Consider the following 22,622-nt stretch of genomic DNA (forward strand, 5'->3'; position numbering starts at 1 on the left):
AAATAATTTTCACAAACTAAAACAGGACATTCTCCTTGTGCAAGGAGCTGTCCTGTTTCTATTCATCCAGCTTTTACCAAGGGACACCGTTTAACCCAGCTCCCGCTGCACCAGTACCTGAGCTATATTAAAAGCATTGTCCCCCACTTTTTCCAGCTTATTTAAAATATCAACAAAAAGAATACCCATGGCCACACTGCACACGCCCGAGCTTAAGCGATCCATATGATTATTTTTAAACTGAATTTTCATCTGGTCAATAAGATTCTCATCGGCAGTATCCACCCATATGCCAAACTTACCCGTATTATACCCCTCAAAGACATGGCTGCAAAAACGAATGGCCACATCAAAAATTTCTGCCATTTCTTCCCGCGCAGCATCGGAAAAACTCATTTTATCCTGAATCATTTTTTCCGCATAACGGGCAATGGATTCACTGTAGTCCCCAATTTTCTCAATATCATGAATTACGTGCATCATGCTGTTAATATAGCGGGAATTACGCTCTGTCATGGGCGTCTGATACAGCTTGACCAGATAGGTGCCGATCTCTTTTTCCATTCTGTCAACCGAGCTTTCCAGCTCATAGATGCGATTGATCAGCTTATGATCCTGCTCAAACATGGCTTTTCGTGCCATGATCAGCATTTCAAGGGCATAGCCACTCATGCGCTGTACTTCTTTCCTCGCCTGGCGCACGGCCATATCTGGTGTATCAATGAGTTTTTCATCAAGCAGAGTGGCATTGGCATCCGGAATATCCCTGCCGGGAATAATGCGTTCACACAATAGGGCCAAAAAACCGATCATGGGCAGAAAGACTATTATATTAATTATATTGAACAAGGTATGAATATTGGCAATGTGACGGGCTGCATAGGGGTGAAAGCCTTCCGCATTGACAAAAGCAGGATCACCCGGTGTGATCATATCCACAAAACCTGTAAAAAAATTCAATAGAATCAACATATAGCAGACACCAATGGCATTAAAAAGAAAGTGCCCCAAAGCAGCTCTTTTAGCCGTTTTATTAGCACCGATGGCAGCAATGTTGGCCGTAATTGTTGTCCCGATATTTTCACCCATTACAAAGGCTGCGGCAGCATAAAAATCGATAAGACCGGTGCTGGCAAGGGCGATGGTAATACCCATGGTGGCAGAACTGCTCTGTACCAGCATGGTCAAAAGAGCACCGGCAAGGGCGGCCACCAGAGGGTTGACAGAAAAATAAACAAAAGCTTCCCGGAACATTTCACTCTGACGCAGGGGAACAAAACCCTGCGTCATCACCTGAAGGCCAAGAAAAAGGAGGCCAAAACCTACAAGGATCTCTCCCCAATACTGTCTCTTTGGAACTTTTGAAAAAAGACGCAAAAAAACTCCCAGACCGATGGCCGGGAGTGCCAGTGCAGAAATTTTAAATGCAATCAGCTGGGCTGTTACCGTTGTCCCCACATTTGCACCCAGAACCACACTCAATGCCTGGGTAAGATTCATAAGGCCGGCGTTCACAAACCCCACAACCATGACCGAAGTTGCCGAACTGCTCTGAACCATTGCCGTCACAATGATTCCCACAAAAGCACCGATAAAACGGTTTGATGTCAGCTTTTCCAGGATACTGCGCAGAGAGTCTCCTGCCGATTTCTGCAAGCCGTCCGACATCATCCGCATACCGAAAAGAAAAAGCCCCAAACCACCAAGAAGCTGGCAGGTAAAGCCTAGCCAGTCAATTTCGTGCATCCCTTTTCCCCCCCATCCTTACGGACTTCCCTCGTTCGGACGCAAGTTTACCTTTCCAGAGTCAACATCATGGCCCCTGAGGGGCAGGATGTTCCGGATTCTAAAAAAAACAAAACCATCCGGTTCCGCAAGGATTCCTTTATGGTTTTGCAGTCTGTCGGAGTTTTTATACACCACATGACTTTGCTGTCAATGCGAATTCGGACCATGAACCCTCATGCCGGACTTGATTATACTCCTCCAATGGTGTTATGGCCTGCGGAAGAAAAAGGGCTCTGCACAATTACGGCCTTGCGGTGCAGAAAATTTTCCATCAAAAAAAATCGGACAATCCCATGTTTCTACCTGGAATCACATTTTTTGTTGAAAATCCATTTTCACAGACGCGTCATGTAACCCGCCATCTCAAAGAATGCGCTTTTGCCTTTCAGCAGGCTATGGAATGCATCATTTCCAAAAAAACCGATATGGCTCAGCCTTTCAAAGAAGACGTGTTCCGACTTCGTAAGGAAATTCAAAGACTTGAATGCGATGGGGTATTCTCTTTCCGCTTCTTTAAACGCCTGACCATACGCCCGACTCTCTGTTACCGTTATATTCGTGCCCACGCCCGCATTGCTCTCCATATGGAGCAGGTTCTGGAATGGGTACTGGTCCGTGAAGATCCGGTAGAAGATCCTTTGGAAACAGAGCTGTTTCTTTTGGCGGATGCCGCCGGTGAAACCGTGGAAGAGCTGGAAAAACTTTCCTTGTCGGCTGGCAGATGGCTCCAGAAAAAAAATGCTAAAAACAAAAAAAACGTCATTGCAGCCGCTGAGGTAATTCTGGATAAAACTGATAATGCTCAGGTCATTGCACGCAGGACAAAAAGAAAAATTCTGGAAGGAAGTGTCAGTGCCGTTTCAATGGCACACCTTATGGAGCTGGCTGGCCTGATTGAGAGGATTGCCGATGATTCTGATGAAATTGCAAGAATTGTTTTTTTTGTAATCAACAACTCCTGATCCAATTCCATTCTGTTTCCGGTAACACGTACCAACGATCAAGCTGCCCCCTCTTTCAGCGAAGAGAGGGCAGCTTGCAAATTAGCCCTGCCTCTGGAAAGCGGGTTCCACCTTTATCTTGGCTCCGCTTTTTAAACCATTAATCCATTGTCCATACATCCGGTTTTGTTTCTGTCCCCTGAGCTCTGCCTCCATCTCTTTCCGGGCAGCCATAAAAAAGCCTTCATCGGGCAGAACTCTTTCAAGGATACGGAATACGGCAAACCCTTCTTCAAGATTCACAGGTTCATCTGGCATGGTTTTATCATTTTCCAGAGAAAAGACGGCACGGTTCAGAGCAGGAAGGCGGCCAATTTGCGGGATGGGGTCGTTTTTGCCAAAAAGACCTGTTACCGTTAATGGGCTGGCACCTGCTTCGCCCTTCTGTATTAGAGTCAGCACCTCTTCTGCTTTGGCACGTGCCATATCAGAAGCCATCTCTTTACGGATATCAGCCTCGAGGCGGTCTTTCGTTTCTTCAAAGGAAGGGATGCGGGATTCGACTCGCTCTGTTACGGAAATAAGATAGAGGGCATCATCGATCTCCACAAGCTCACTCACCTCGCTATCAGAAAGAGAGAAGGCAGCTTCAGCAAAGGCTCTGCCGTCTGTCACACCCGATGAAGGGCCTCTTCGTCCAAAAAAAGAGGTCGTATGGAGGGGCAGCTCCCAGATTCCGGAGACTTCCCTGAGATCGGCACCGGAAAGAGTAGCGTCATAGGCTGCATCCGCAGCATCATAGACCTTGTGGCGCGCCTTTTCTTCCCGCAGTTCCCGGCGGATACCAGCGGCTACTTCCTCCAAAGGCTTGATGCTTTCCTTCCGTTTTTCATCCACAAGAATAAGGTGCCAGCCGAACCGGGTTTGAACAGGTTCGCTGATTTCACCCTCTTTCAGAGCAAAAGCTGCCGCGGAGAAGGGAGCGACCATGGCTTCTTTGGGGAAAGTGCCTAAACTTCCTCCTTCCGATGCACTGGGACAATGGGAATACTGGCGGGCCATTTCAGAAAAATCTGCTCCGCTAAGAATCTCTTTGCGAATGCGCTCTATGTCTTCCCTTGCGGCACTCAGGCGTTCCGCTTCCGCATCTTCGTCCACCTGAATCAAAATATGACGGGCCGTAATCTTTTCCGGGTCACGGAAACTTTCCAGACGTACCTCATACTCATGGTGGACTTCTTCTTCCTGAACTTCAATTCTGTCAATGAAATCATCCATGGCAAAACGCAAAAAAACCGCTTTCCTCATGGGTTCCGTACGATAGACCTCTTTATGGGTCTCGTAACGTGCCAGTAAAACTTCTTCTGTTACAGGCTCCGGGGTAAAGTCTGCCGGGCGGAACACAGCCGCTTCCATGGCAATTTTTCGGTGGCGGGCATTAAAAAAATCCCGCACCTCCATTTCAGACACATGGATACCTCCGAAGATAAGGTTCTGAAGCTTACCAAGAAGAAGATCTTCCCTTTGCCTGGCTTCAAAAAAAGCAACACCCATACCGCTTCGCTCCAGCAAAGACCGATAAAGAGCCGGATCAAAAGCACCCTTGGACTGAAAGGCTGGAATGGATGCGATGGATGCAGCCACTTCACCATCCGTGACCTGCAGGTTCTGTCTGGCTGCCTCCTGAAGCAAGAGCTCCCGTTCAATCAGACGCTGCAGAGCCTGCTCTTCCACTCGAAAGAGTTCAAGAATTTCGTGAGATACGTTCCCTCCAAACTGCCTTCGGATCTGGTCCACAAGGGACTGATACTCCGCACGGTAAACTTCTATATCGATGACTGTGCCGTTAACAGTGACAACCTTGCTCTGCTGTCCCATGTGATAGGACTCAACGCCCAGAAAAACAAAAACAAGGACGATAATACCCAGAATAAACTTGACCATCCAGGAGGACGCCTTCGCCCGTATCCGTGCCAGCATAGAAGAATCCTTTTCTTTCTAAAAGAAGTGAAGACAATGTAAATGCCATTATAAACTTTATGCACCAATAAAGAAGAATATCGAATTCAGCCGGATTTTCAATATTTTTTTCCGTACAACGGGCCTTCTCATCAAAACTGCTGACCCAGACAGTTTTTCTTCTTTATTTTTTCATTGACATGATCTGCAGTATTTTGTAATTCATCGTCCGTACATGCCGTGGGGTTGTAGCTCAGCTGGGAGAGCGCATGGCTGGCAGCCATGAGGTCAGGGGTTCGAACCCCCTCTGCTCCACCAAATCATACCGTAAAGCCTCTGCTTATGCAGAGGCTTTTTTTTTCAAATTTTTCTCTGAAAAAAATGCTTTTGGGAGAGCATTCTGGTTCATTCTCCGCACTCCAGCACCCAGGCCAGCCATACGGTACCATGTATGGAAACATCGCGTGAAAAAGACAGATTCCGCAATCCTGTTCTGTCCCACAACTCACTCCCCCTTTTTTCCGTCCACAGAAAAAAACACCGGCCATGGCTGTCTTCCGCTATCCCTTCCCCCTCTTTGAGCGAAACATACACTTTTCCTTTGGGCGTAAGGGATGGAAGGGCCAGACCCAGGACATACTGTACTTCATCAGGGGTCAGGTGAACAAGAGAGCCTGAAAAAAGCAGGGCTTCAGCCCTCCGATCTGCCAGGTTCCCATGTTCAAAATCCAGTTCATGCACCGGACAATTCGAATAGCTGCGTGCTATGGCTGCCAGCTCTGGCGATCTTTCGATCCCCTCCGGATGAAAGCCCATCTCTTTCAAGAATTTAAGATCCCGTCCGCACCCACATCCAAAATCAAAAACTCGTGCAGCCGGAGAAAGCTGACGGACAAAGGGCATCAGAAAGGACAACGGGTCTGCAGCCATGGCTTTTCGGGTAAATACGTCTGCCTTTTCCCGATAGTACCGAATGACGGCCGCCTTTTTTTTATCAGGGTTTGATATAAGCACACCCTTCCTCCTGCTGCAACCGGACAAGCTCCAGTATACCTGCTGGAACGGTTCGCATCCCTTCCGGTAATTCCGAAGGATCCATCGCATTGGCTTTCAGGGCATTCTGGCAGGCCACAAAATGAATACCGGCTTCTGCAAGCGCCAACAACCTTTGTGAAAACTCCTGCTTCAGTTCTTTGAACAGCTTTACCCCAGGGCCATTTACCACAAAATGTGCGTTCACATGGGCAGGACCACCTGCGGCACGGATAAGATTTTCAAGGTTCGTCAAACCGATACCAAGTCGTTTTTCTTCAGGATCATCAAGATGTAAAACCACATGGAGTTCTGCCATATTACCTCCTTATTGGATTAACTGTTACCGTGTCAGGCCCCGATTTCCAAGCAGTGCCCATATACTTGCAGAGTAAAAGAAAAACAGAAAAAATCCATCAAAAAGCGACGCTTCTGCCAGTAAAAACATGCTACAATTGAAAAAACATAACCGGCATCCGCCGGAATGCACTCCTGCTGCCACCTTTTTTGAAAGAAAACAAATGGGTTTTCCTCCGTCAGAAAACGAAATATCCCTCTTCCGGGCAGCCCTTCTTGAATGGTTTCACCAGAACAAAAGGGATCTGCCATGGCGCAGAACCCGGGACTCTTATGCCATATGGATTTCAGAGGTCATGCTGCAGCAGACCCGCGTAGCCACGGTCATTCCCTATTTTACCTCATTTATACGCCTATACCCTACCCTTGAGGCCTTGGCCACGGCGGACCCGGAAAGGCTTCTCAAAGCCTGGGAGGGACTCGGCTATTACAGGAGACTCCTGAATGCAAAAAAAACTGCCATTCTCCTCACGGAACGAGGAGAAACCTCACTGCCTGAGAGCAGAAACAGCCTGCTTCAGCTCCCGGGTATAGGAAGCTATATTGCCTCCGCCGTTTGCTCCATAGCCTACGGCCATAGGGACGCTGTGGTGGACGGGAATGTAAAAAGGGTTATGGCGCGACTGTTTACCGATCCGTTTCCTGCTAATGGCTCCAGCCACCGGCATTACCAGCCCTATGCCGACCTGCTGCTGGATCCATTGAATCCCGGAGATGCCAACCAGGCCATCATGGAACTGGGAGCTCTGGTCTGCACACCGGCAAAACCTCAATGCCCTATCTGCCCTGTCTCGTTTTTCTGCAAAGCTTTCGATCAGGGAACAACAGGGCTGTTTCCTGTCCGAAATACAAAAAAGAAAGTGCCACTTTATCATATTGCCTGTGCGGCTGTTGTGGATGTTATGGGAAACATTCTTGTAACCAAACGACCGGATTCGGGTATGTTGCCAGGATTCTGGGAATTTCCCGGCGGAAAATGTGAAAAAGGAGAAAGCAATGAAGTGGCCTGTATCCGGGAAGTTTATGAAGAAACGGGACTGACTGTGACAAACCTGCACCACCTGTGCACCATTGACCATGCCTATAGCCATTTCCGGATCCGTCTGGCCCTTTTTGGCTGCCCTGCACCAGGCTTGGAAGTCCGCCTGACCCACGCGGTTGATTTTCGCTGGATTCCCAGTGCCGAGATGAAAACACTGGCCTTTCCAGCAGCCAATCGCAAATGCATGCCTGCCCTGCTCAGATGGCTCCAGAATCAACCGGACAACTTCTTTTCTCCCCCATGCAGACAGTCCGATTAAAAGACAAGCGGATTCAACCCGCAGGGCTGCCAGTGCGCCTGTCCGAGGTAAGCGCACTGGCAAGCCGACAGATCCTTCCTACTAATGAGTTCCTTTCCCACTCGACATAGATAAAGCCCCGGTTCCTTTTATGGGAATTGAAAACGAGATGGTTTTGTCGAGACAAGTTTTGAACTCTTTCGTATCTTGCAAACCACCATTGAAACACGAAACAGTTCATTCTCCTGAAAGAAAGCATGCCGTTCAGTGATTACTGATATCAGCGGAAGGGCTGATATCCCCTTAAGAAAACCACGGCTTTTTGTTGCCACTCAGGCTTTGCTTGAGGATTCTCCAGCCCTGTGCTACACCCCTCTGCCATGTTGTTCCCTACCCTTACAATCCGGAGGATTGATGAAAAAAATTGTAATAATCCCCGCCCGATGGGGTTCCAGCAGACTGGAAGGAAAACCCCTGATGCCCATCAAAGGGCGTCCCATGATCCAGCATGTGTACGAACGCTGCCGTGCTGCTGCTGTAGATGCCGTTGTGGTAGCAACGGACGATACCAGGATCGCAAAAGCAGTGAAAGATTTTGGTGGCAGGGCTGTCATCACTTCTGCCGACAACAGGTCCGGAACGGACAGAGTCGCGGATGCCGCGCGGATCCTAGGCCTTGATCCCGGCGATATTCTTGTGAATGTACAGGGAGACCAGCCTCTTCTGCATCCTTCCTGTATCAATGAGGTCACACGACCCCTGGAGCTGGATCCATCCCTGTCCATGAGCACGCTGGGCTTCATCATTCAGGATCCGAGAGAAATCAGTGACCCCAAAGATGTAAAAGTTGTACTGGATAGTAAGGGCAATGCCCTGTACTTCTCCCGCGCAGCCATCCCCTTCCCACGGGATGACGGGACTGCCTGTTCCTATATTAAGCACCTCGGCATATATGCCTATAGCGTTCACTTTCTGAATATTTTTATGAGCCTTCCCACCGGTACACTGGAAGAAATCGAAAAACTTGAGCAGCTCAGGGCTTTAGAGCATGGATACAGCGTACGGGTTGTCATGACAGAACATGACTCTCCTGAAGTCGATCTGCCGGAAGACATTGGACGTATTGAAAACAAAATGATGTGATCTTTCTTTTTTAAACTCCTGTTGACATAAAAAAAAGGCTTTGTCATATCTGTATACATTCATCGTGATTAAAATCAGGTGCAGAGTCTTTTCTGCACATGTGCCGGTCTGCAAGCGCGGAGCTTTCCATGCATCCAAGGAACGGCACAAAAACCTGCATCCACAGGGGGGCTTGAATGTTCAGAAAATCCTTTTTCTGCCTGATCTTGTCCGGCATGTTCCTTGTCGTGCTGAGTCAGAGTACCGATGCTGCCCGGAATGAATGCTGGGAATCCTGTGCTCCAACCATGGAGGAAGCCAGGGAGTCCATAGCCTCTCAAATTTTTGTCAACGTTCAGAGTGCCACGTTTATCCGGCAGAGTAAGAGGGATACAGACAAAGGTATTTCTTTTCTTTCAGGATGGTTTTCTTCTTCTGAAGTACAATCCGAAGCCAGCTTCGAATCCCGGCAGCAGGTAAATATGACACTGGTCAATGCCCGCGTGATCACACAGCAAGAAAGCGATCAGGGTGTATGCCTGCAGGTCTGTCGGGAAGATCTTATTGCTTACACCGATGAACTGATCGAAAAAACAAAAACCTATCAGCCCCATAACCTCCCCGCGGATGAGCGGCTAAAAAAACAGACCCTGAATACCTGGATAGGTGATATTGAAACAGCCAAAAGCCTTGCCACCATTTTCGGAAACAGCCTGAGGGAAAAAGCTCCCCATGGGAGACTTCTGAAACAGGAAAAAGAGTTGAAAGATCTTAGTGCTGATCTGTATGAACAATCTCTCACGATCACGAGTACAATTCCTGACGCAGTCCTTATTCTGAACGGAAGTCCTGCGGATATAGGAGAAAAAATATTTCTGCCCGAAGGTGTGCACAAATATCTTGTTACGGCATCCGGACATTGTGAAGTCTCCGGCACGGCTGATCTTCAGCAATATAAAGACCAGACACTCCGAATTCATCCGAAACCGTATCCAACGGTCACGGTGACATCCAATCAGCCAGGTGCATCCCTCCAGATAAGTGGTGCTCCATGGCCCCTGGGCAAGGAAAAGGTTATGGAGCGCTGCGAGGGAAGTGTGCCATATGTCGTCAGCTATGGAGGCGAAACTAAAACCGGAAGTTTCCGTCTGAGTCCCGGGGTGAAGGCCAGCGATAAGGCCTACCTTTTCACAGATAAAGAAGTACAGAGACTCAAAGAAATGTCCTCTGTATTTACCACAGGAACGAGCCTTGAGCTGGGCTACATTTTTTCCGTTCCCGGGTCTGACTTCAGTGACCTGCATAATGTTCATAAAATCAGCCTGGCTTATTACAAAAACCACGCTTTTTTCCGATTCGGGCTGGGGGCAGCCTATGGCAGAGGAGATACCATTGATGAATCTTTCACCGTGGATGCATGGCTGAGCATGATTTTGCAGCTTTCAGAGCTGGGAGGCAGAGAAAGGCCCCTGCACTTTTTCGGATTTTTCCCGATTATACCCTTTGCAGGGCTTGATGTGGGACTTGGCTACCACGATATTTACAACACTCGCACCAGGCAAAGCACGGACAGCTTTCCTACCTCCGTTGCATCAGAAAAAAATGATTTCTTCCGGGATCATGGTCTTCTGAGAACCACTGCGGGCCTGCAGGTTCCCGTGAACAAACACTTGGGCATTCGATGCTTCTACGCTAAAAATTTTTCCATGGAAAAAGCCTCGGAATTCGCCATGTCTCTGGTAATTGGATTCTGAGTGTTCACGCAGGGAGACTAAACAACTTGACAGCAGGATTTTTTCCTGTTCCTTTCATAAGGAGATGCTTTACATGAATAGAGTGTAAAGTATCTCCTTTTTCCCTTTATTCACTGTCTTTTTTTTTACGGTAAGGATTCAGGAATGCATCAGAGCAACAGTCCACAGGGCCTCATTCTTGCCTCAGCTTCGCCAAGGCGCCAGGAACTGCTTTCTCAGGCAGGGCTCCAGTTCCAGATTATCACAAGTGATATTGATGAGGAGAGTATCCTCGCAGACACCCCAAGGATTCTTGCCGCTGCCATTGCACAGGCCAAGGCCCGGGAGGTGGCAACCCTGCATCCTGAAAACTGGATCCTGGCAGCAGACACTCTGGTTGTGGCAGGAGACCAGGTTCTTGGCAAACCCGCTAATCCGGAAGAGGCCGTATCCATGCTCAAAAGACTCAGCGGAATCAGTCATCAGGTCATTACCGGGGTGGCTCTTTGCTGTACGGCCCAAAAAAAACTACGTTCTTACGCTGTCACAACGGATGTATCTTTCAAAGAACTCACGGCCCAGGAAATTGCCTGGTATACAGCCACACCCGAACCCTATGACAAAGCCGGTGCATACGCAATCCAGGGACTGGCAGCTCATTTTATACGCCATATCTGTGGTTCCTATACCAATGTGGTGGGTCTGCCCATCTGCGAAGTCATGGAAAGTCTTTCCCTCGCAGGTATTGTTCCCAGCTATGTGCAGAACCAGAATGGAGTGCATGCACTGTGAACACATCCCAAAGACTGGCCAATATTCTGCAGCGCATGAGTGACTGCTGCCGCAGATGTGGAAGAGAGTCCCAACCTGTCTCCCTCGTTGCCGTAAGCAAAACCAAAACAGAAAGTCAGATTCGGGAAGCCAGTGAGGCAGGTCAGCAGGTTTTTGGTGAAAACTACGTGCAGGAGCTCGTTGCCAAATCAGAAAACCTGAAAGAGCTTGCCCTGTCATGGCATTTTATCGGTCATCTGCAACGGAACAAAGCCCGCTTAGTCGTTCAACATTGTGAACTTATTCACTCCATAGATTCTCTGAGACTGGCGGATGAAATCAACCGGCAGGCAGACCGGCAGAACAAAGTCCAGGGCATTCTTCTCCAGATACATATGGGCGGCGAAGAAACCAAAAACGGCATACTGCCGGAAGCCCTGCCAGAGCTACTGCAAAAAACAGCTTCTATGCCCAACCTTTCTGTTCAGGGACTCATGACGATTCCTCCGCCCGCAGAGCATCCGGAAGACAACCGCCCCCATTTCCGCCATCTTCGTGAACTCATGAATGCTTGCAATCAGCAAGCCATCCTGAACTACCCCATGACAACTCTTTCCATGGGCATGAGCGATGACTTTGAGGTGGCCATTGAAGAAGGAGCTACCCTGATTCGCATCGGGACGGCTGTCTTTGGTCCGAGGACCCCCAAAACATGAAAATTCTCCTTCATACCTGCTGCGGCCCCTGTACCATCTATCCCCTGAAAAAACTCAGAGAAGAGGGCTGCAGCGTGATGGGCTTTTTTTACCGCCACAATATTCACCCCCTTACGGAGTGCCTCCACCGGGAAGAAACCCTCCGGATCTATGCGGAAAAAAATCATTTCAAGGTTATCTGGCAGCAAGGATATGAACTCGAAGAATTTCTTCAGTCCACGGTCTTCAGAGAAGCGGAACGCTGCCGGATCTGCTATCATAAACGCCTGACAGCCACTGCCTTGCTTGCAAAGCGCGGTAAATTTGATGCTTTTTCCACCACCCTTCTCTACAGCCGTTTTCAGAACCATGCATTGATCCATGAAACCGGGAGCGCAGCAGGGAAAAAAGCCGGGGTCCCTTTTTTTTACAGAGATTTCCGTGAAGGATGGCAGGAAGGTATTGAAGAATCCAAAACAGAAGGCATGTATCGTCAACCCTACTGTGGTTGTATTTACAGTGAAAAGGAGCGGTATCTGCGCAGTGCACAGCACGGTTCCCAACCAGACTGAAATTTCTGCTGCGCAACCAACATTATGTTTTATCATTTTTTTTTCACCATTGCCGCTCTGATTCTTGTCACCTCTCACATGCCACCGCCGGAGGCTCCTTTTAGCGCCGTCTCCGGCTGGTTGTATATCCTTATGGCGAGTATGACTTTTATCCTGGCTATACGACAATGGAACAAATTTTTTCTTCAGAGAAGCCACCAGATTTCCCCGTCAGGAATTGCGGAAATCTGCCATACCCGCCTGCAGGTACAGAATCTTATTCTGCTGCTGTTTTTCGGATTTCTTGTGCATGTTTTCCACCTTCCGATTTTCGTATCCCCCGGGGCTGCCGCACAATACTTTCCATTCCTTGGGGATCTTTTTTCTCTTTTTTTCTATTTTCTGCTTCTTTCCTGTCTCTGGTATCTCACGGCGGACACCTTTCTACCTGCGGATAGCGCCAAGGCCGAAAGCCGAAAAAATTTTATACGAGAACAGACAGGCCTTACCCTCCCAGCCCTTTTGCCATGGCTTATTCTCTCTGGCCTGCATGACCTCATCATGCTGATGCCCTTCTCTGAATTCAGGAACTTTTTTACGAGTACCACAGGTCAGGCAATTTATTTTTTTATTATTTTTACAGGTGTTTTTATTTTTGCCCCTCTCTGCATACAAAAATTCTGGGGCTGCTATCCCCTGCCGCAGGGACCGGAGCGCCACCGCATTGAAGCGATGCTTACCCATACCAGAACAGGGTTTCGGGATATTCTCGTCTGGCCCCTCTTCGGAGGACGTATGCTTACCGCAGGCATCATGGGTCCCCTTGCCCGCTTCCGGTACATTCTTGTTACTCCCGCACTGCTGCGAACCCTGTATCCTGAAGAGCTGGAGGCAGTCATCGCCCATGAGGCAGGCCATGCACGGCATCGTCACCTTTTTCTCTACCTTCTTATTCTTGCAGGCTTCCTGCTTGTTTCATGGTTGTTTCTGGACTTCCTTTACCAGCTGCTTCTTCTGAGTGGCGGCTCTGCGATGCTTTCCCGCTTTTCCTTTCTGACTCCGTCAGCCGTGGCAAGCTTCTTAGCCGTATCACTGAGCCTTCTTCTTTTTTTTGTTTACTTTCGGTTTCTTTTTGGTTTTTTTATGCGAAATTTTGAACGTCAGGCGGATAGCTTTGCCTTCAAAACCCAAGGAACAGCCCGCCATCTTATTCAGACTTTCCGAACCTTAGGCCAGATGACAGGTCAGAATCCGGATAAACCGAACTGGCATCACTTCAGCCTGACGCAGCGTATTCACTTCCTGCAAGCCTGCGAAGAGAATCCCCATACAGCCCAGCAACATGACAACAAGGTCCGTCTTGCTCTCATATTTTATTCGGCATGTCTGCTACTAACGGGAGCGGCTGGCTGGCATATGCACACAAAGGACTGGGGAGGGAAACTGCCGTCTCAACTCATCATCCGCAACCTTGAAACAAAAATAGCCCGGGGTCAGGAAAACCCTCTTCTGCTAAGATATCTTGGAGATCTTTATCAGGAAACCAAGCGTTACGAAAAGGCTCTTGCCAGTTATCGCAGGGCACTGGACGCTGGCAGCAGGGATCCAGATCTTCTCAACAACCTTGCCTGGCTTTATATTACGGCAGAAGGAACTGCCATTGCAGATCCGGTAACAGGAACCGCACTGGCGGAACAGGCAGCTCACATACAGCCTGAAAGCCCTCATATTCTGGATACTCTTGCAGAGGGCTATTACAGAACAGGTCAAGTGGGACGCGCCATCGGTCTTGCGGAAAAAGCGCTTTTTCTGCAAAGAGCGGAGGGTGGCAATACAGAGTACTATCGGGATCAGCTTGAAAAATTCAGACAAAAAGAACGCAGTCAGGCTGCCGGACAGCCATGACCTACTTGATACAGACCTTACGTACCTGCAGAAGGTCCGTGTACCCACTGAAGATTTTTAGAATGCCATCCTGTTTCAGGGTTGTCATGCCCTCGGCAACAGCCAGTTTTCTGATATCCTCCATGGGAGCCTTACGCTGAATCAGCCGTTTAATGCCATCGGACCCGATAAGAAGTTCATGGAGGCCCATACGCCCGGAGTAGCCCGTTTCATTACAACTCTCACAGCCTCTGGCCCGGTGCAGAATCAGGTCTTCCGTATAACGCATGCCCGTTCCGGCCTCAAAAGCACTCCCTTCACCATACTCCCTGATAATCTCATCATATTCTTCCCTTGCAGGATGATATGCCTCTTTGCACCTTTTGCATAAAGTTCTTACAAGGCGCTGGGCCAGAATGCAGAGGATGGCATCAGCGAAATTAAAAGGATCCATTCCCATATCGAGGAGCCGAGTAACACTTTCCGGTGCACTGTTGGTATGCAGGGTAGAAAAGACCAGATGGCCTGTCAGAGAGGCTTCGATGCCGATCTGAGTGGTTTCCTTATCCCTCATTTCACCAACCATGATCACATCGGGGTCTGCCCGGAGAAAAGAGCGCATGGCAGCTGCAAAATCAAAACCGATTTTGGGCATTACCTGAACCTGACGGAGGCCCTTTTGGGTAATTTCCACTGGGTCCTCGGCTGTCCAGATTTTTCGCTCCGGTTTGTTGATATATCCCAGTGCCGAATGAAGGGTTGTTGTTTTACCGGAGCCTGTGGGACCACAAACAAAAATAATGCCATAGGGCTGCTCAATGGACTGAATAAATTTTTCATAATTTCTGTCGGAAAACGCCATCTTGTCCATGGGGATGGGTTCCCCTGCCGCAAGAATGCGCATAACCACGTCTTCCAGCCCGCCCTGGGTTGGTACCGTTGCCACGCGCAGCTCAATATCTCTGCCGCCATATTTTCTGAACTTGATTTTCCCGTCCTGGGGTTTTCTTCTCTCGGCAATATCCAGATCAGCCATAATTTTAATTCTGGAAACTATGGCATTTCTATAGTTGTAAGGGATTGTCTGGTACAGGGAGCAGGCACCATCCACTCTTATGCGTATATGGGTCTGCTGTTTACCGGGATAGGGTTCTATATGAATATCAGACGCCCCCTTGGCATAGGCATCCAGAACAACCTTGTTCACAAGCTGCACCACAGCACTGCTTTCTTCGGAAAGCCCAGAGTCAGCCTCCTCATCTTCAAGATCCTCATCTTTCAACTGGGACAAAAGTTCATCAATGGAGGCACCGGGCTGAGTGTTCCGTGTAAAACGATCGATAAACCGAAGAATATCTTCTCTGAAACAGAAGTAAAAAACCGGAGTATGACCGGGAAACAGAGCCCGGACTTCGGACAGGCGTTGCAAATCATGGGGGTTATCAATGGCAATACAGGGCTGTTTGTCATCCATTCCCAGAGGGACCCAGAAATTGGCTTTCATGAACCCGATTTTCAGTCCATGAAGCAGCTCACCGGGAATGGGCAGATTTTCATTGTATGCCTGATAGGGGACTTTATAAAAACGGGCAAGGGATTCTCCCACGTCCTTTTTCCCTACCTTCAGCTCCTCCATCAAGATGGTTTCGATGGTTATGTTGCGGTTTCTTGCAAGAATAACAGCGTCATTTAATTCTTTCTGGGTCAGAATATGATTTTCCAGAAGATAGTCAAACTTGGTCACACGCTGGGTGCCTGCAAGCCGCTTCTGATTATGCAGGGCGATACCGAGCACCTGGGCCAGCTCGGATGCATAAACTTCATCCCTTTCGGTAAAACGGTTTCCGCTTTTACGATTGATCAGTTGCAAGGCCCCCAGAAGAAAACTTTTATAAATAATGGGTACAACAAGAACCTGACGCGTAACAAAACCAGATCGCTGATCCCAGCTTTTATCAAAACTCAGGGAGTTGTCTATACTGCGTAACTCATCATCATCATAAACATTTCTGACATTGACAAGCTTCTGGTTGAACACCGAGTAACCGGCAATGCTGTTTACCGCAATGGGGACACGAATTTCACTGATTTCATCACCGGTCTTGAACCGGGATACCAATTCCCGTTTAATGCCATCCACATAATAAATGGTAAGACGCTCACAGGCAAAGAGGGAAGTAATTTCATCTTTCAGATCAATAAAAATTTCATCCAGCCTTGCCGCCGCATAAATCTTGTTGGTTATCTCCTGCAGGCGCGTGCGGTACTCCACTTCAGACTTCAAATGCTGCATGTCCTGCTGTTTTTCTACCGGTCCCATAGATTTATCCCACCCTGTTTTTGATTTTCCCTAGCAGCGAAAAAACGACTGGCTGGCATCCTGTTTCAAAAATACGGAGACAACCTTCTGCCATTTCCTTGGAACAATAAGGGATAAATCAAGCCTTCCAAAAACGGTTCCATATTTTTTTCAGACCGCCTCCAACAAGAATAAGAGCCATGCAATAAAATGAAAGGCGGATAAAAAATGCGGAACCAGCAAAATATTCCACAGCAAGAATATCGGGCATAATCTGTGGAATCCTGAAAAAAACGCCAATACCGGCAGCTATCAAGGCCATGGCCCAGATCATATCAAGGGGATTTCCCTTCTGCTGTGTCACAATTACCTTCTCCCTTCATTTATGATTCTTATACGGAGGAGCATCCCCTCCTTCATACTTCCGCTCCTTCAAGGGCCTGCATTTCTGCATCAAACTTTGCCTTCAGTTCATCATGGGCCAGAGTCTCTTCTTCCAGCTCCTCATACAGACTGTCAATTTCAGCCTGAACACAGGCAATATCCTTTGAGATGACAGATATTTTAAGGCCGTCACCACTTTGAGCCAGTTCCTGCATCGTGTGGGTGAGACCCTGCAGTTTTTCTTCACTGTCCTCTATGGCCCTCTCCAGCCTCTCCATTTTCTTTTCTATGGGCTTAAGCTTCATGGATTTTCGCTGAACAATTTCCGAACGCATTTTTCGAAGATCTTTTTTACGGGGACCCGTTTTCTCAAGGTCATCCCTGCGCCCCTGACCAAGGGTTGTCGTTATGGAATTTTTCTCTTCCTTTTCTTCATCCCAGCCACGGGTATCCAGAAAGTCCTGATAACTTCCATTGAACATCTCCGGACCTTTTTCCCCAAAGACAACAAGTCTGTCTGCCAGGGCATGAAGAAACATTTCATTATGGGTGACCATCACCACCGTACCGCCAAAGGCATCCAAGGCTTCCAGCAGTGCATCACAGCTGTTCATGTCCAGATGGTTAGTCGGTTCATCAAGGAAAAGCAGATTCTGAGGCTTCACCAGAAGTCGGCCCAGCATTACCCGGCTTTTTTCCCCACCGGAAAGAACCCGTACGGTTTTTAAAGCCTGATCACCCTCAAACATCATGGCACCACATACATTGCGCGCAGCCTGACGCTCGCAGTCTCCATGGGCTGCCAGTATTTCTTCTTCCACGGTCCGCTCTGGATGCAGTCTGGCAATATGGGTCTGTTCATAAATTCCTGCCTCCACACCCGGACTCCACGTGATACTGCCTGCTGATGGCCGTTTAATATCAGCAAGAAGCTGTAGCAAGGTCGTTTTACCCCTGCCGTTTTTACCAATAATACAAACTCTTTCCCCTGCGGAGAGCGTAAAGGATACATTCTGTATCAAAGGGGGATGATCCTCATAACCAAAAGAAATACCACTGACCTGCAGCACATATTTCCCTTTATAAGGCAAATAAGGAAAAGAAAATTCAAGGTCCCGAAGGTCTTCCAGCCTGTCCTTTTTCTCCATCCGGTTCAGTGCTTTTATTCTTGACTGAACCATTCCAGCCAGTCTGGCTTTGGCTCGAAATCTCCGGATAAAGTGCTCCATTTCCTTTCGTCTTTTTTCATCGTTTATCCGGGTTTTCTCATAAATTTCTTCTTCCTGAGCCATTTGGGCATAATATTTCTCCGTATTTCCGGCAACCTTGCGGATGTGTTTTCTGTGTATGCCCACCACGTGGGTAACAACCCTGTCCATAAAACTCCTGTCATGGGTAATAAGCAGAAGCTCCCTTGGCCAGTCCGCAAGAAAACGCTCCAGCCATCGGATAGAGGTGATGTCCAGATAGTTGGTCGGTTCATCCAGAAGAAGCAGGTCCGGTTCAGACACAATCACTCTGGCAAGGTGAATACGAATCTGAAAACCACCGGAAAAGACATGGGGAGATGCAGCCATATCCTTTTCCGAGAAACCGAGACCTGCCAGTATTTTTTCTGCTTTCCAGACAGCTTCTTTTTCTTCTGCCGGAAGACCTTCGGAAACTTCCTCCAGAATCGTTGCGCACTTGAATTCAAGATGCTGGCTGACGGAACCGATGCGATAATTTTTCGGAATCAGGATCTGACCTTCATCGGGCATTTCCTCTCCGGAAAGAATGCGGACCAGCGTAGTTTTTCCATGGCCGTTACGACCCACAAGTCCAATGCGCTCACGGCTGTTAATCTTACAACTCACGCTATCAAAAAGGTCATTATTGCCGTAACTTTTTTTCAATCGATCAATTTGTATCATACAAGGTCCATGGTTAAGAAATTCGAGGGCATACCCATTCCGAAGACAACAGCCAGCTTCCCCATTATCGTGCTTTTCCATCCGGTGTCTGCGGGAACAGGTCTTTCTTTGGGCCGTATCAGCGGTAAAGGGCCGTAAACTGAAAACAACCCAAACGTAAAATATACCATGACCGGACAAAGGGGGGAAGATGTGCCAGAAATCCCAATTAAATTTTTGACGGAAGGCCTTCCCATCAAAACCTTGTTTTTTCTTGACTTCACCTTTAAAAATCCTTAGAGAGACGATGATTTCTGGTCTCTACGCACTGGCCCGCCAAACACCACTTCACGTCATATGTTTTGGCTGATAAAGAAGAAAACGGTGTCGGTTTTTTTTACCCATAAAACCATGATTGCTGAATGTATATTATAAAATATTGAATATACAAACAAATAGTTCTTACATCCTCTAACCGGGACCATAAGAACTTATGTTTCAGGCAACAATCTGGTAAAGAGCATTAGACCGGAAATACTTGAAGTTCCTGTCCACACCATCGCCATCTTGGCTGTGGGCCTTACCAACAGGGGATCACCCCGCTAAAAAATTATTTTTATCAGGCTTGCCGCATTTTGGAAAGGAAGGAAAAAGAATGACGACCTACGTTTACAGTTTCGGTAATGGAATGGCAGATGGCGATGCAACCCAGGCCGATCTTCTGGGCGGAAAAGGCGCCAACCTTGCGGAAATGTCCCAGTTAGGGCTTCCCGTGCCAGCTGGCTTCACCTTGAGCACGGACTGTTGCAACGATTTTCTGTCTTCAGGGGGAAGCTACCCGCCGGAACTTTGGGAACAGGTCCGCTCAGCCCTTACAGCTGTTGAAGAGAGTATGGGAATGAAGTTTGGAGACCGTGAAAATCCCCTTCTCGTCTCCTGCCGCTCCGGTGCCCGACAATCCATGCCGGGTATGATGGAAACCGTACTGAATGTAGGGCTTTGTCCGGACACCATTCCCGGCCTCATCCGGAAAACCGGCAATGAACGTTTTGTCTACGATGCCTACCGCCGTCTGATCATGATGTATGCGGATGTAGTCATGGAAAAAGCAGAAGGCATTGAACCCATAGATGGTATGGGAATCCGTTCCCAGCTTGACCGTATTATGGAAGAACTCAAAGAAGAAAAAAACTACGTCAATGACACAGATATTCCTGCAGACGATCTGAAAAAATTATGTGAACTTTTTAAAGCTCAAGTTCAGGAAATCCTTGGCATAGCCTTTCCCGACAACCCGGAAGATCAGCTTTGGGGAGCCATCGGAGCCGTATTCAAGAGCTGGAATGGCCGCCGTGCCATTGCCTACCGCCGCATTGAAGGCATTCCCGATCAATGGGGAACCGCATGTACGGTTCAGAGTATGGTTTTTGGTAATATGGGTGCCAGCTCAGCCACAGGTGTTGCCTTCACCCGAAATCCTGCCAATGGTGAAAACCGTTTCTACGGAGAATGGTTGCCCGATGCCCAGGGTGAAGACGTGGTGGCAGGTATCCGAACACCCAATCCCTTGAACAATGACACCAAAAATGATCAGAATGCCCACCTGCCCTCCCTTGAAGAGGAAATGCCCGTTGTATACAAAGACCTCTATGATATCAGGGAAAAACTGGAAAAACACTACCACGACATGCTGGATATCGAGTTCACCATCCAGGAAGAACGTCTGTACATGCTCCAGTGCCGGGTAGGCAAAAGAACGGGACCTGCGGCCCTCAACATGGCCATGGATATGCTGGAAGAGGGCCTTATCACTGAAAAACAGTGCGTCATGCGCGTGAAGCCTTCCCAGCTGGATGAGCTTCTCCATCCCATAGTGGACCCGGATGAAGAAAGAAAAGCCTGCATTGTAGCCAAAGGGCTACCTGCAGGACCCGGAGGTGCATTCGGTCAGATTGTCTTTACCGCTCAGGACGCCGTAAACTGGCAGAAAAAAGGCAAACAGGTCATTCTCGTCCGTGAGGAAACCAACCCTGAAGATGTGGAGGGTATGCGTGCGGCAGAGGGCATCCTCACGGCCCGTGGCGGCATGACCAGCCATGCAGCCCTTGTGGCAAGAGGATGGGGTAAGTGCTGTATTGTGGGTGCAGCCATGATCAAGCTTGATTTCCGCACCAGGGAAATGCGTGTTGGTGGCAAGGTATATAAAGAGGGAGACGTGGTCACCCTCAACGGATCCAAAGGGCTTGTGTATGAAGGAGCCCTAAAAATGATGGATGCCACGGAAAATCCCCGTTTTAAAGCTTTTATGTCCATAGTGGACAAATTCCGGACCATGGGGGTACGAACCAATGCGGACAGTACTCAGGATACTCTGATCGCCCTTGAATATGGTGCTGAGGGCATCGGTCTCTTCCGTACGGAACATATGTTCTACGGGGGCGATTCCGATCACCCGCTCTTTTTGCTGCGCAAAATGATCCTCAGCGATACGGAAGATGAACGCCGACAGGCCCTGGAAGAACTCTTTCCCTTCATGAAACGGGATATCCAGAGTACCCTTGCCACCATGGATGGCATGCCCGTCACCATACGCCTCCTGGATCCTCCCCTGCATGAGTTCGTTCCCCACGGAGAAAGCCATCAGAAAGAACTCGCTGCAGCCCTTGATATTACCACCCATGATGTTATCCGCAGGGGAGAGGAGCTTCAGGAAAGTAATCCCATGATGGGCCACCGCGGTGTTCGGCTTGGCATTACCTACCCTGAAATTACGGAAATGCAGGTCAGGGCCATTCTTGAAGCCGCTGCAGAGCTGATCCGTCAGGGTAAAAACCCCATGCCGGAAATTATGGTTCCCGTTACCTGCGATGTAAAAGAACTTGTTTTTGCTAAAAAAATTACCGACAGGGTTTATGCGGATATCCTGAAAGCTTTTGATCTTGAATCCATAGATTATAAGTACGGTACCATGATTGAAATACCCAGAGCCGCTCTCCTCGCCAACAAAATGGCAGAAGTTGCCGAATTCTTTTCTTTCGGTACCAACGATCTCACCCAGATGACCTTCGGCTTCAGCCGTGATGACACAGGCGGATTCATGTCGGAATATCTGGATGCCGGCATCCTTGACGCGGATCCTTTCCAGACCATTGACCAGGATGGAATGGGACAACTCATTGAGTACTCCGTTGAAAGAGGCAGAAAAACCCGCCCGGACCTCAAAATCGGCATCTGCGGTGAGCATGGTGGTGATCCTGCTTCCGTTGCTTTCTGCTATGCGAATAACCTGACCTATGTCAGCTGCTCTCCCTTCCGCATTCCCATTGCAAGGCTGGCCGCAGCACAGGCAGCCCTCAAAAGTGAAGAGCTGTAAATAATAAAAAGAGAGAGGGGTACCCTTTTCCATGGCATACCCCTCTCTCTTTTTTATTTGTTTCTCCCCTTCAAAAACACAGGCAGTCTTTTCCCTATGCTTTAGGAGGACTCATGAACGCTTCTCCATCCACCACAAGGGTTCCATCCTGATTGGTACAGGTAGTACGCAAGGTCACACGATTTTTTTCCATAAGAATTCCAGTCACTTCCACTTTGGCAGTAATTGTATCTCCTATGCGAACCGGTGCAAGAAATTTCAGTTCCTGCTTAAGATATATGGTTCCAGGACCTGGCAGGCGGTTACCGAGGACGGCGGATATCAGACCGGCACTCAGCATACCGTGGGCAATGCGACTTTTAAAAACCGTTCCCTTGGCGTATTCTTCGTTGATGTGGGCAGGGTTAAGATCACCCGTTATTCCAGCAAACTGATACACATCTGATTCTGAAATAGTTTTAGCGAAAGTTGCGCTGTCTCCCATGGAGATCTGATCGATGCTAAGTCCTTTCATTTCTGCTCATTCCTCCTGACCTTAAATAATTTCGTCTTGTAAAGGGC

General features: G+C 48.5%; 17 protein-coding genes and 1 tRNA gene. 10 read left to right on the forward strand and 8 right to left on the reverse strand.

The annotated features are described in order from the left end of the window. Positions 1-90 precede the first annotated feature (90 nt). Positions 91-1,746: a Na/Pi cotransporter family protein gene (locus tag OOT00_RS06870; RefSeq protein ID WP_265424575.1), complete on the reverse strand. Its 1,656-nt coding sequence runs from the start codon at positions 1,744-1,746 to the stop codon at positions 91-93. A 335-nt stretch (positions 1,747-2,081) separates the two neighbouring features. On the opposite strand from OOT00_RS06870, the gene OOT00_RS06875 reads away from it, so the two are divergent. Further along, a complete protein-coding gene (locus OOT00_RS06875) occupies positions 2,082-2,750 on the forward strand; it encodes a hypothetical protein (protein WP_265424576.1) in 669 nt (222 codons plus the stop codon). Positions 2,751-2,831: 81 nt separating this feature from the next. Here the strand turns inward: OOT00_RS06875 and OOT00_RS06880 are convergent, their stop codons facing one another. After that, the gene (locus OOT00_RS06880; RefSeq protein WP_265424577.1) at positions 2,832-4,709 is read right to left on the reverse strand and encodes a peptidylprolyl isomerase; all 1,878 of its coding nucleotides are present in this window, start codon (positions 4,707-4,709) and stop codon (positions 2,832-2,834) included. Positions 4,710-4,930: 221 nt separating this feature from the next. Here OOT00_RS06880 and OOT00_RS06885 point away from each other — a divergent pair. Further along, positions 4,931-5,006 (forward strand) — tRNA-Ala (locus OOT00_RS06885). Between the two features lie 87 nt (positions 5,007-5,093). Here OOT00_RS06885 and OOT00_RS06890 read toward each other — a convergent pair. Together OOT00_RS06890 and OOT00_RS06895 are read right to left on the reverse strand one after the other, a co-directional pair. Then, positions 5,094-5,702, reverse strand: a complete 609-nt coding sequence (locus OOT00_RS06890) for a class I SAM-dependent methyltransferase (protein WP_265424578.1) — start codon at positions 5,700-5,702, stop codon at positions 5,094-5,096. Then, entirely contained in the window at positions 5,683-6,039 is a 357-nt protein-coding gene (locus tag OOT00_RS06895; RefSeq protein ID WP_265424579.1) for a DsrE family protein, read from the reverse strand. The genes OOT00_RS06890 and OOT00_RS06895 overlap by 20 nt, the downstream gene beginning before the upstream one ends. Positions 6,040-6,241: 202 nt before the next feature. Here OOT00_RS06895 and OOT00_RS16215 point away from each other — a divergent pair, with 202 nt between their 5' ends. From OOT00_RS16215 to OOT00_RS06935, 7 genes are all read left to right on the forward strand, one after another. After that, complete coding sequence (locus tag OOT00_RS16215) at positions 6,242-7,378, forward strand: A/G-specific adenine glycosylase (RefSeq protein ID WP_303649905.1); 1,137 nt, start codon at positions 6,242-6,244, stop codon at positions 7,376-7,378. 393 nt (positions 7,379-7,771) lie between these two features. Next, positions 7,772-8,500: a 3-deoxy-manno-octulosonate cytidylyltransferase gene (kdsB, locus tag OOT00_RS06910; protein WP_265424580.1), complete on the forward strand. Its 729-nt coding sequence runs from the start codon at positions 7,772-7,774 to the stop codon at positions 8,498-8,500. A gap of 176 nt (positions 8,501-8,676) precedes the next feature. Next, the gene (locus OOT00_RS06915) at positions 8,677-10,233 is read left to right on the forward strand and encodes a hypothetical protein (RefSeq protein WP_265424581.1); all 1,557 of its coding nucleotides are present in this window, start codon (positions 8,677-8,679) and stop codon (positions 10,231-10,233) included. Positions 10,234-10,377: 144 nt separating this feature from the next. After that, on the forward strand, positions 10,378-11,004 hold the full coding sequence (locus tag OOT00_RS06920; RefSeq protein WP_265424582.1) for a Maf family protein: 627 nt from the start codon (positions 10,378-10,380) through the stop codon (positions 11,002-11,004). Further along, positions 11,001-11,699: a YggS family pyridoxal phosphate-dependent enzyme gene (locus OOT00_RS06925; protein WP_265424583.1), complete on the forward strand. Its 699-nt coding sequence runs from the start codon at positions 11,001-11,003 to the stop codon at positions 11,697-11,699. The genes OOT00_RS06920 and OOT00_RS06925 overlap by 4 nt, the downstream gene beginning before the upstream one ends. Then, positions 11,696-12,250, forward strand: a complete 555-nt coding sequence (locus OOT00_RS06930) for an epoxyqueuosine reductase QueH (protein ID WP_265424584.1) — start codon at positions 11,696-11,698, stop codon at positions 12,248-12,250. The genes OOT00_RS06925 and OOT00_RS06930 overlap by 4 nt, the downstream gene beginning before the upstream one ends. Before the next feature lie 24 nt (positions 12,251-12,274). Beyond that, a complete protein-coding gene (locus OOT00_RS06935) occupies positions 12,275-14,134 on the forward strand; it encodes a M48 family metallopeptidase (protein WP_265424585.1) in 1,860 nt (619 codons plus the stop codon). Position 14,135: 1 nt separating this feature from the next. On the opposite strand, the gene OOT00_RS06940 is transcribed toward OOT00_RS06935, so the two are convergent. The 3 genes from OOT00_RS06940 to OOT00_RS06950 form a co-directional block, all read right to left on the reverse strand. Beyond that, entirely contained in the window at positions 14,136-16,433 is a 2,298-nt protein-coding gene (locus tag OOT00_RS06940) for a GspE/PulE family protein (protein WP_265424586.1), read from the reverse strand. A 118-nt stretch (positions 16,434-16,551) separates the two neighbouring features. Continuing rightward, on the reverse strand, positions 16,552-16,776 hold the full coding sequence (locus tag OOT00_RS06945; RefSeq protein WP_265424587.1) for a hypothetical protein: 225 nt from the start codon (positions 16,774-16,776) through the stop codon (positions 16,552-16,554). A 52-nt stretch (positions 16,777-16,828) separates the two neighbouring features. After that, a complete protein-coding gene (locus tag OOT00_RS06950; RefSeq protein ID WP_265424588.1) occupies positions 16,829-18,709 on the reverse strand; it encodes an ABC-F family ATP-binding cassette domain-containing protein in 1,881 nt (626 codons plus the stop codon). 634 nt (positions 18,710-19,343) lie between these two features. Here OOT00_RS06950 and ppdK point away from each other — a divergent pair. Continuing rightward, complete coding sequence (gene ppdK, locus OOT00_RS06955; protein WP_265424589.1) at positions 19,344-22,061, forward strand: pyruvate, phosphate dikinase; 2,718 nt, start codon at positions 19,344-19,346, stop codon at positions 22,059-22,061. 94 nt (positions 22,062-22,155) lie between these two features. Here ppdK and OOT00_RS06960 read toward each other — a convergent pair whose 3' ends face one another. Next, positions 22,156-22,575 (reverse strand): MaoC family dehydratase, encoded by a 420-nt coding sequence (locus tag OOT00_RS06960; RefSeq protein WP_265424590.1) that lies wholly within the window; start codon positions 22,573-22,575, stop codon positions 22,156-22,158. Positions 22,576-22,622 lie beyond the last annotated feature (47 nt).

This window comes from Desulfobotulus pelophilus, assembly GCF_026155325.1.
Taxonomy (GTDB): domain Bacteria; phylum Desulfobacterota; class Desulfobacteria; order Desulfobacterales; family ASO4-4; genus Desulfobotulus; species Desulfobotulus pelophilus.

What these genes read in the sequence shown, in the direction of transcription:
- OOT00_RS06960 (WP_265424590.1), bottom strand. Translation starts at nt 22,575, where the DNA reads ATGAAAGGACTTAGCATCGATCAGATCTCCATGGGAGACAGCGCAACT.
- OOT00_RS06880 (WP_265424577.1), bottom strand. Translation starts at nt 4,709, where the DNA reads ATGCTGGCACGGATACGGGCGAAGGCGTCCTCCTGGATGGTCAAGTTT.
- OOT00_RS16215 (WP_303649905.1), top strand. Translation starts at nt 6,242, where the DNA reads ATGGGTTTTCCTCCGTCAGAAAACGAAATATCCCTCTTCCGGGCAGCC.
- OOT00_RS06940 (WP_265424586.1), bottom strand. Translation starts at nt 16,433, where the DNA reads ATGGGACCGGTAGAAAAACAGCAGGACATGCAGCATTTGAAGTCTGAA.
- kdsB (WP_265424580.1), top strand. Translation starts at nt 7,772, where the DNA reads ATGAAAAAAATTGTAATAATCCCCGCCCGATGGGGTTCCAGCAGACTG.
- OOT00_RS06935 (WP_265424585.1), top strand. Translation starts at nt 12,275, where the DNA reads ATGTTTTATCATTTTTTTTTCACCATTGCCGCTCTGATTCTTGTCACC.
- OOT00_RS06930 (WP_265424584.1), top strand. Translation starts at nt 11,696, where the DNA reads ATGAAAATTCTCCTTCATACCTGCTGCGGCCCCTGTACCATCTATCCC.
- OOT00_RS06895 (WP_265424579.1), bottom strand. Translation starts at nt 6,039, where the DNA reads ATGGCAGAACTCCATGTGGTTTTACATCTTGATGATCCTGAAGAAAAA.
- ppdK (WP_265424589.1), top strand. Translation starts at nt 19,344, where the DNA reads ATGACGACCTACGTTTACAGTTTCGGTAATGGAATGGCAGATGGCGAT.
- OOT00_RS06870 (WP_265424575.1), bottom strand. Translation starts at nt 1,746, where the DNA reads ATGCACGAAATTGACTGGCTAGGCTTTACCTGCCAGCTTCTTGGTGGT.
- OOT00_RS06915 (WP_265424581.1), top strand. Translation starts at nt 8,677, where the DNA reads ATGTTCAGAAAATCCTTTTTCTGCCTGATCTTGTCCGGCATGTTCCTT.
- OOT00_RS06875 (WP_265424576.1), top strand. Translation starts at nt 2,082, where the DNA reads ATGTTTCTACCTGGAATCACATTTTTTGTTGAAAATCCATTTTCACAG.
- OOT00_RS06950 (WP_265424588.1), bottom strand. Translation starts at nt 18,709, where the DNA reads ATGATACAAATTGATCGATTGAAAAAAAGTTACGGCAATAATGACCTT.
- OOT00_RS06920 (WP_265424582.1), top strand. Translation starts at nt 10,378, where the DNA reads ATGCATCAGAGCAACAGTCCACAGGGCCTCATTCTTGCCTCAGCTTCG.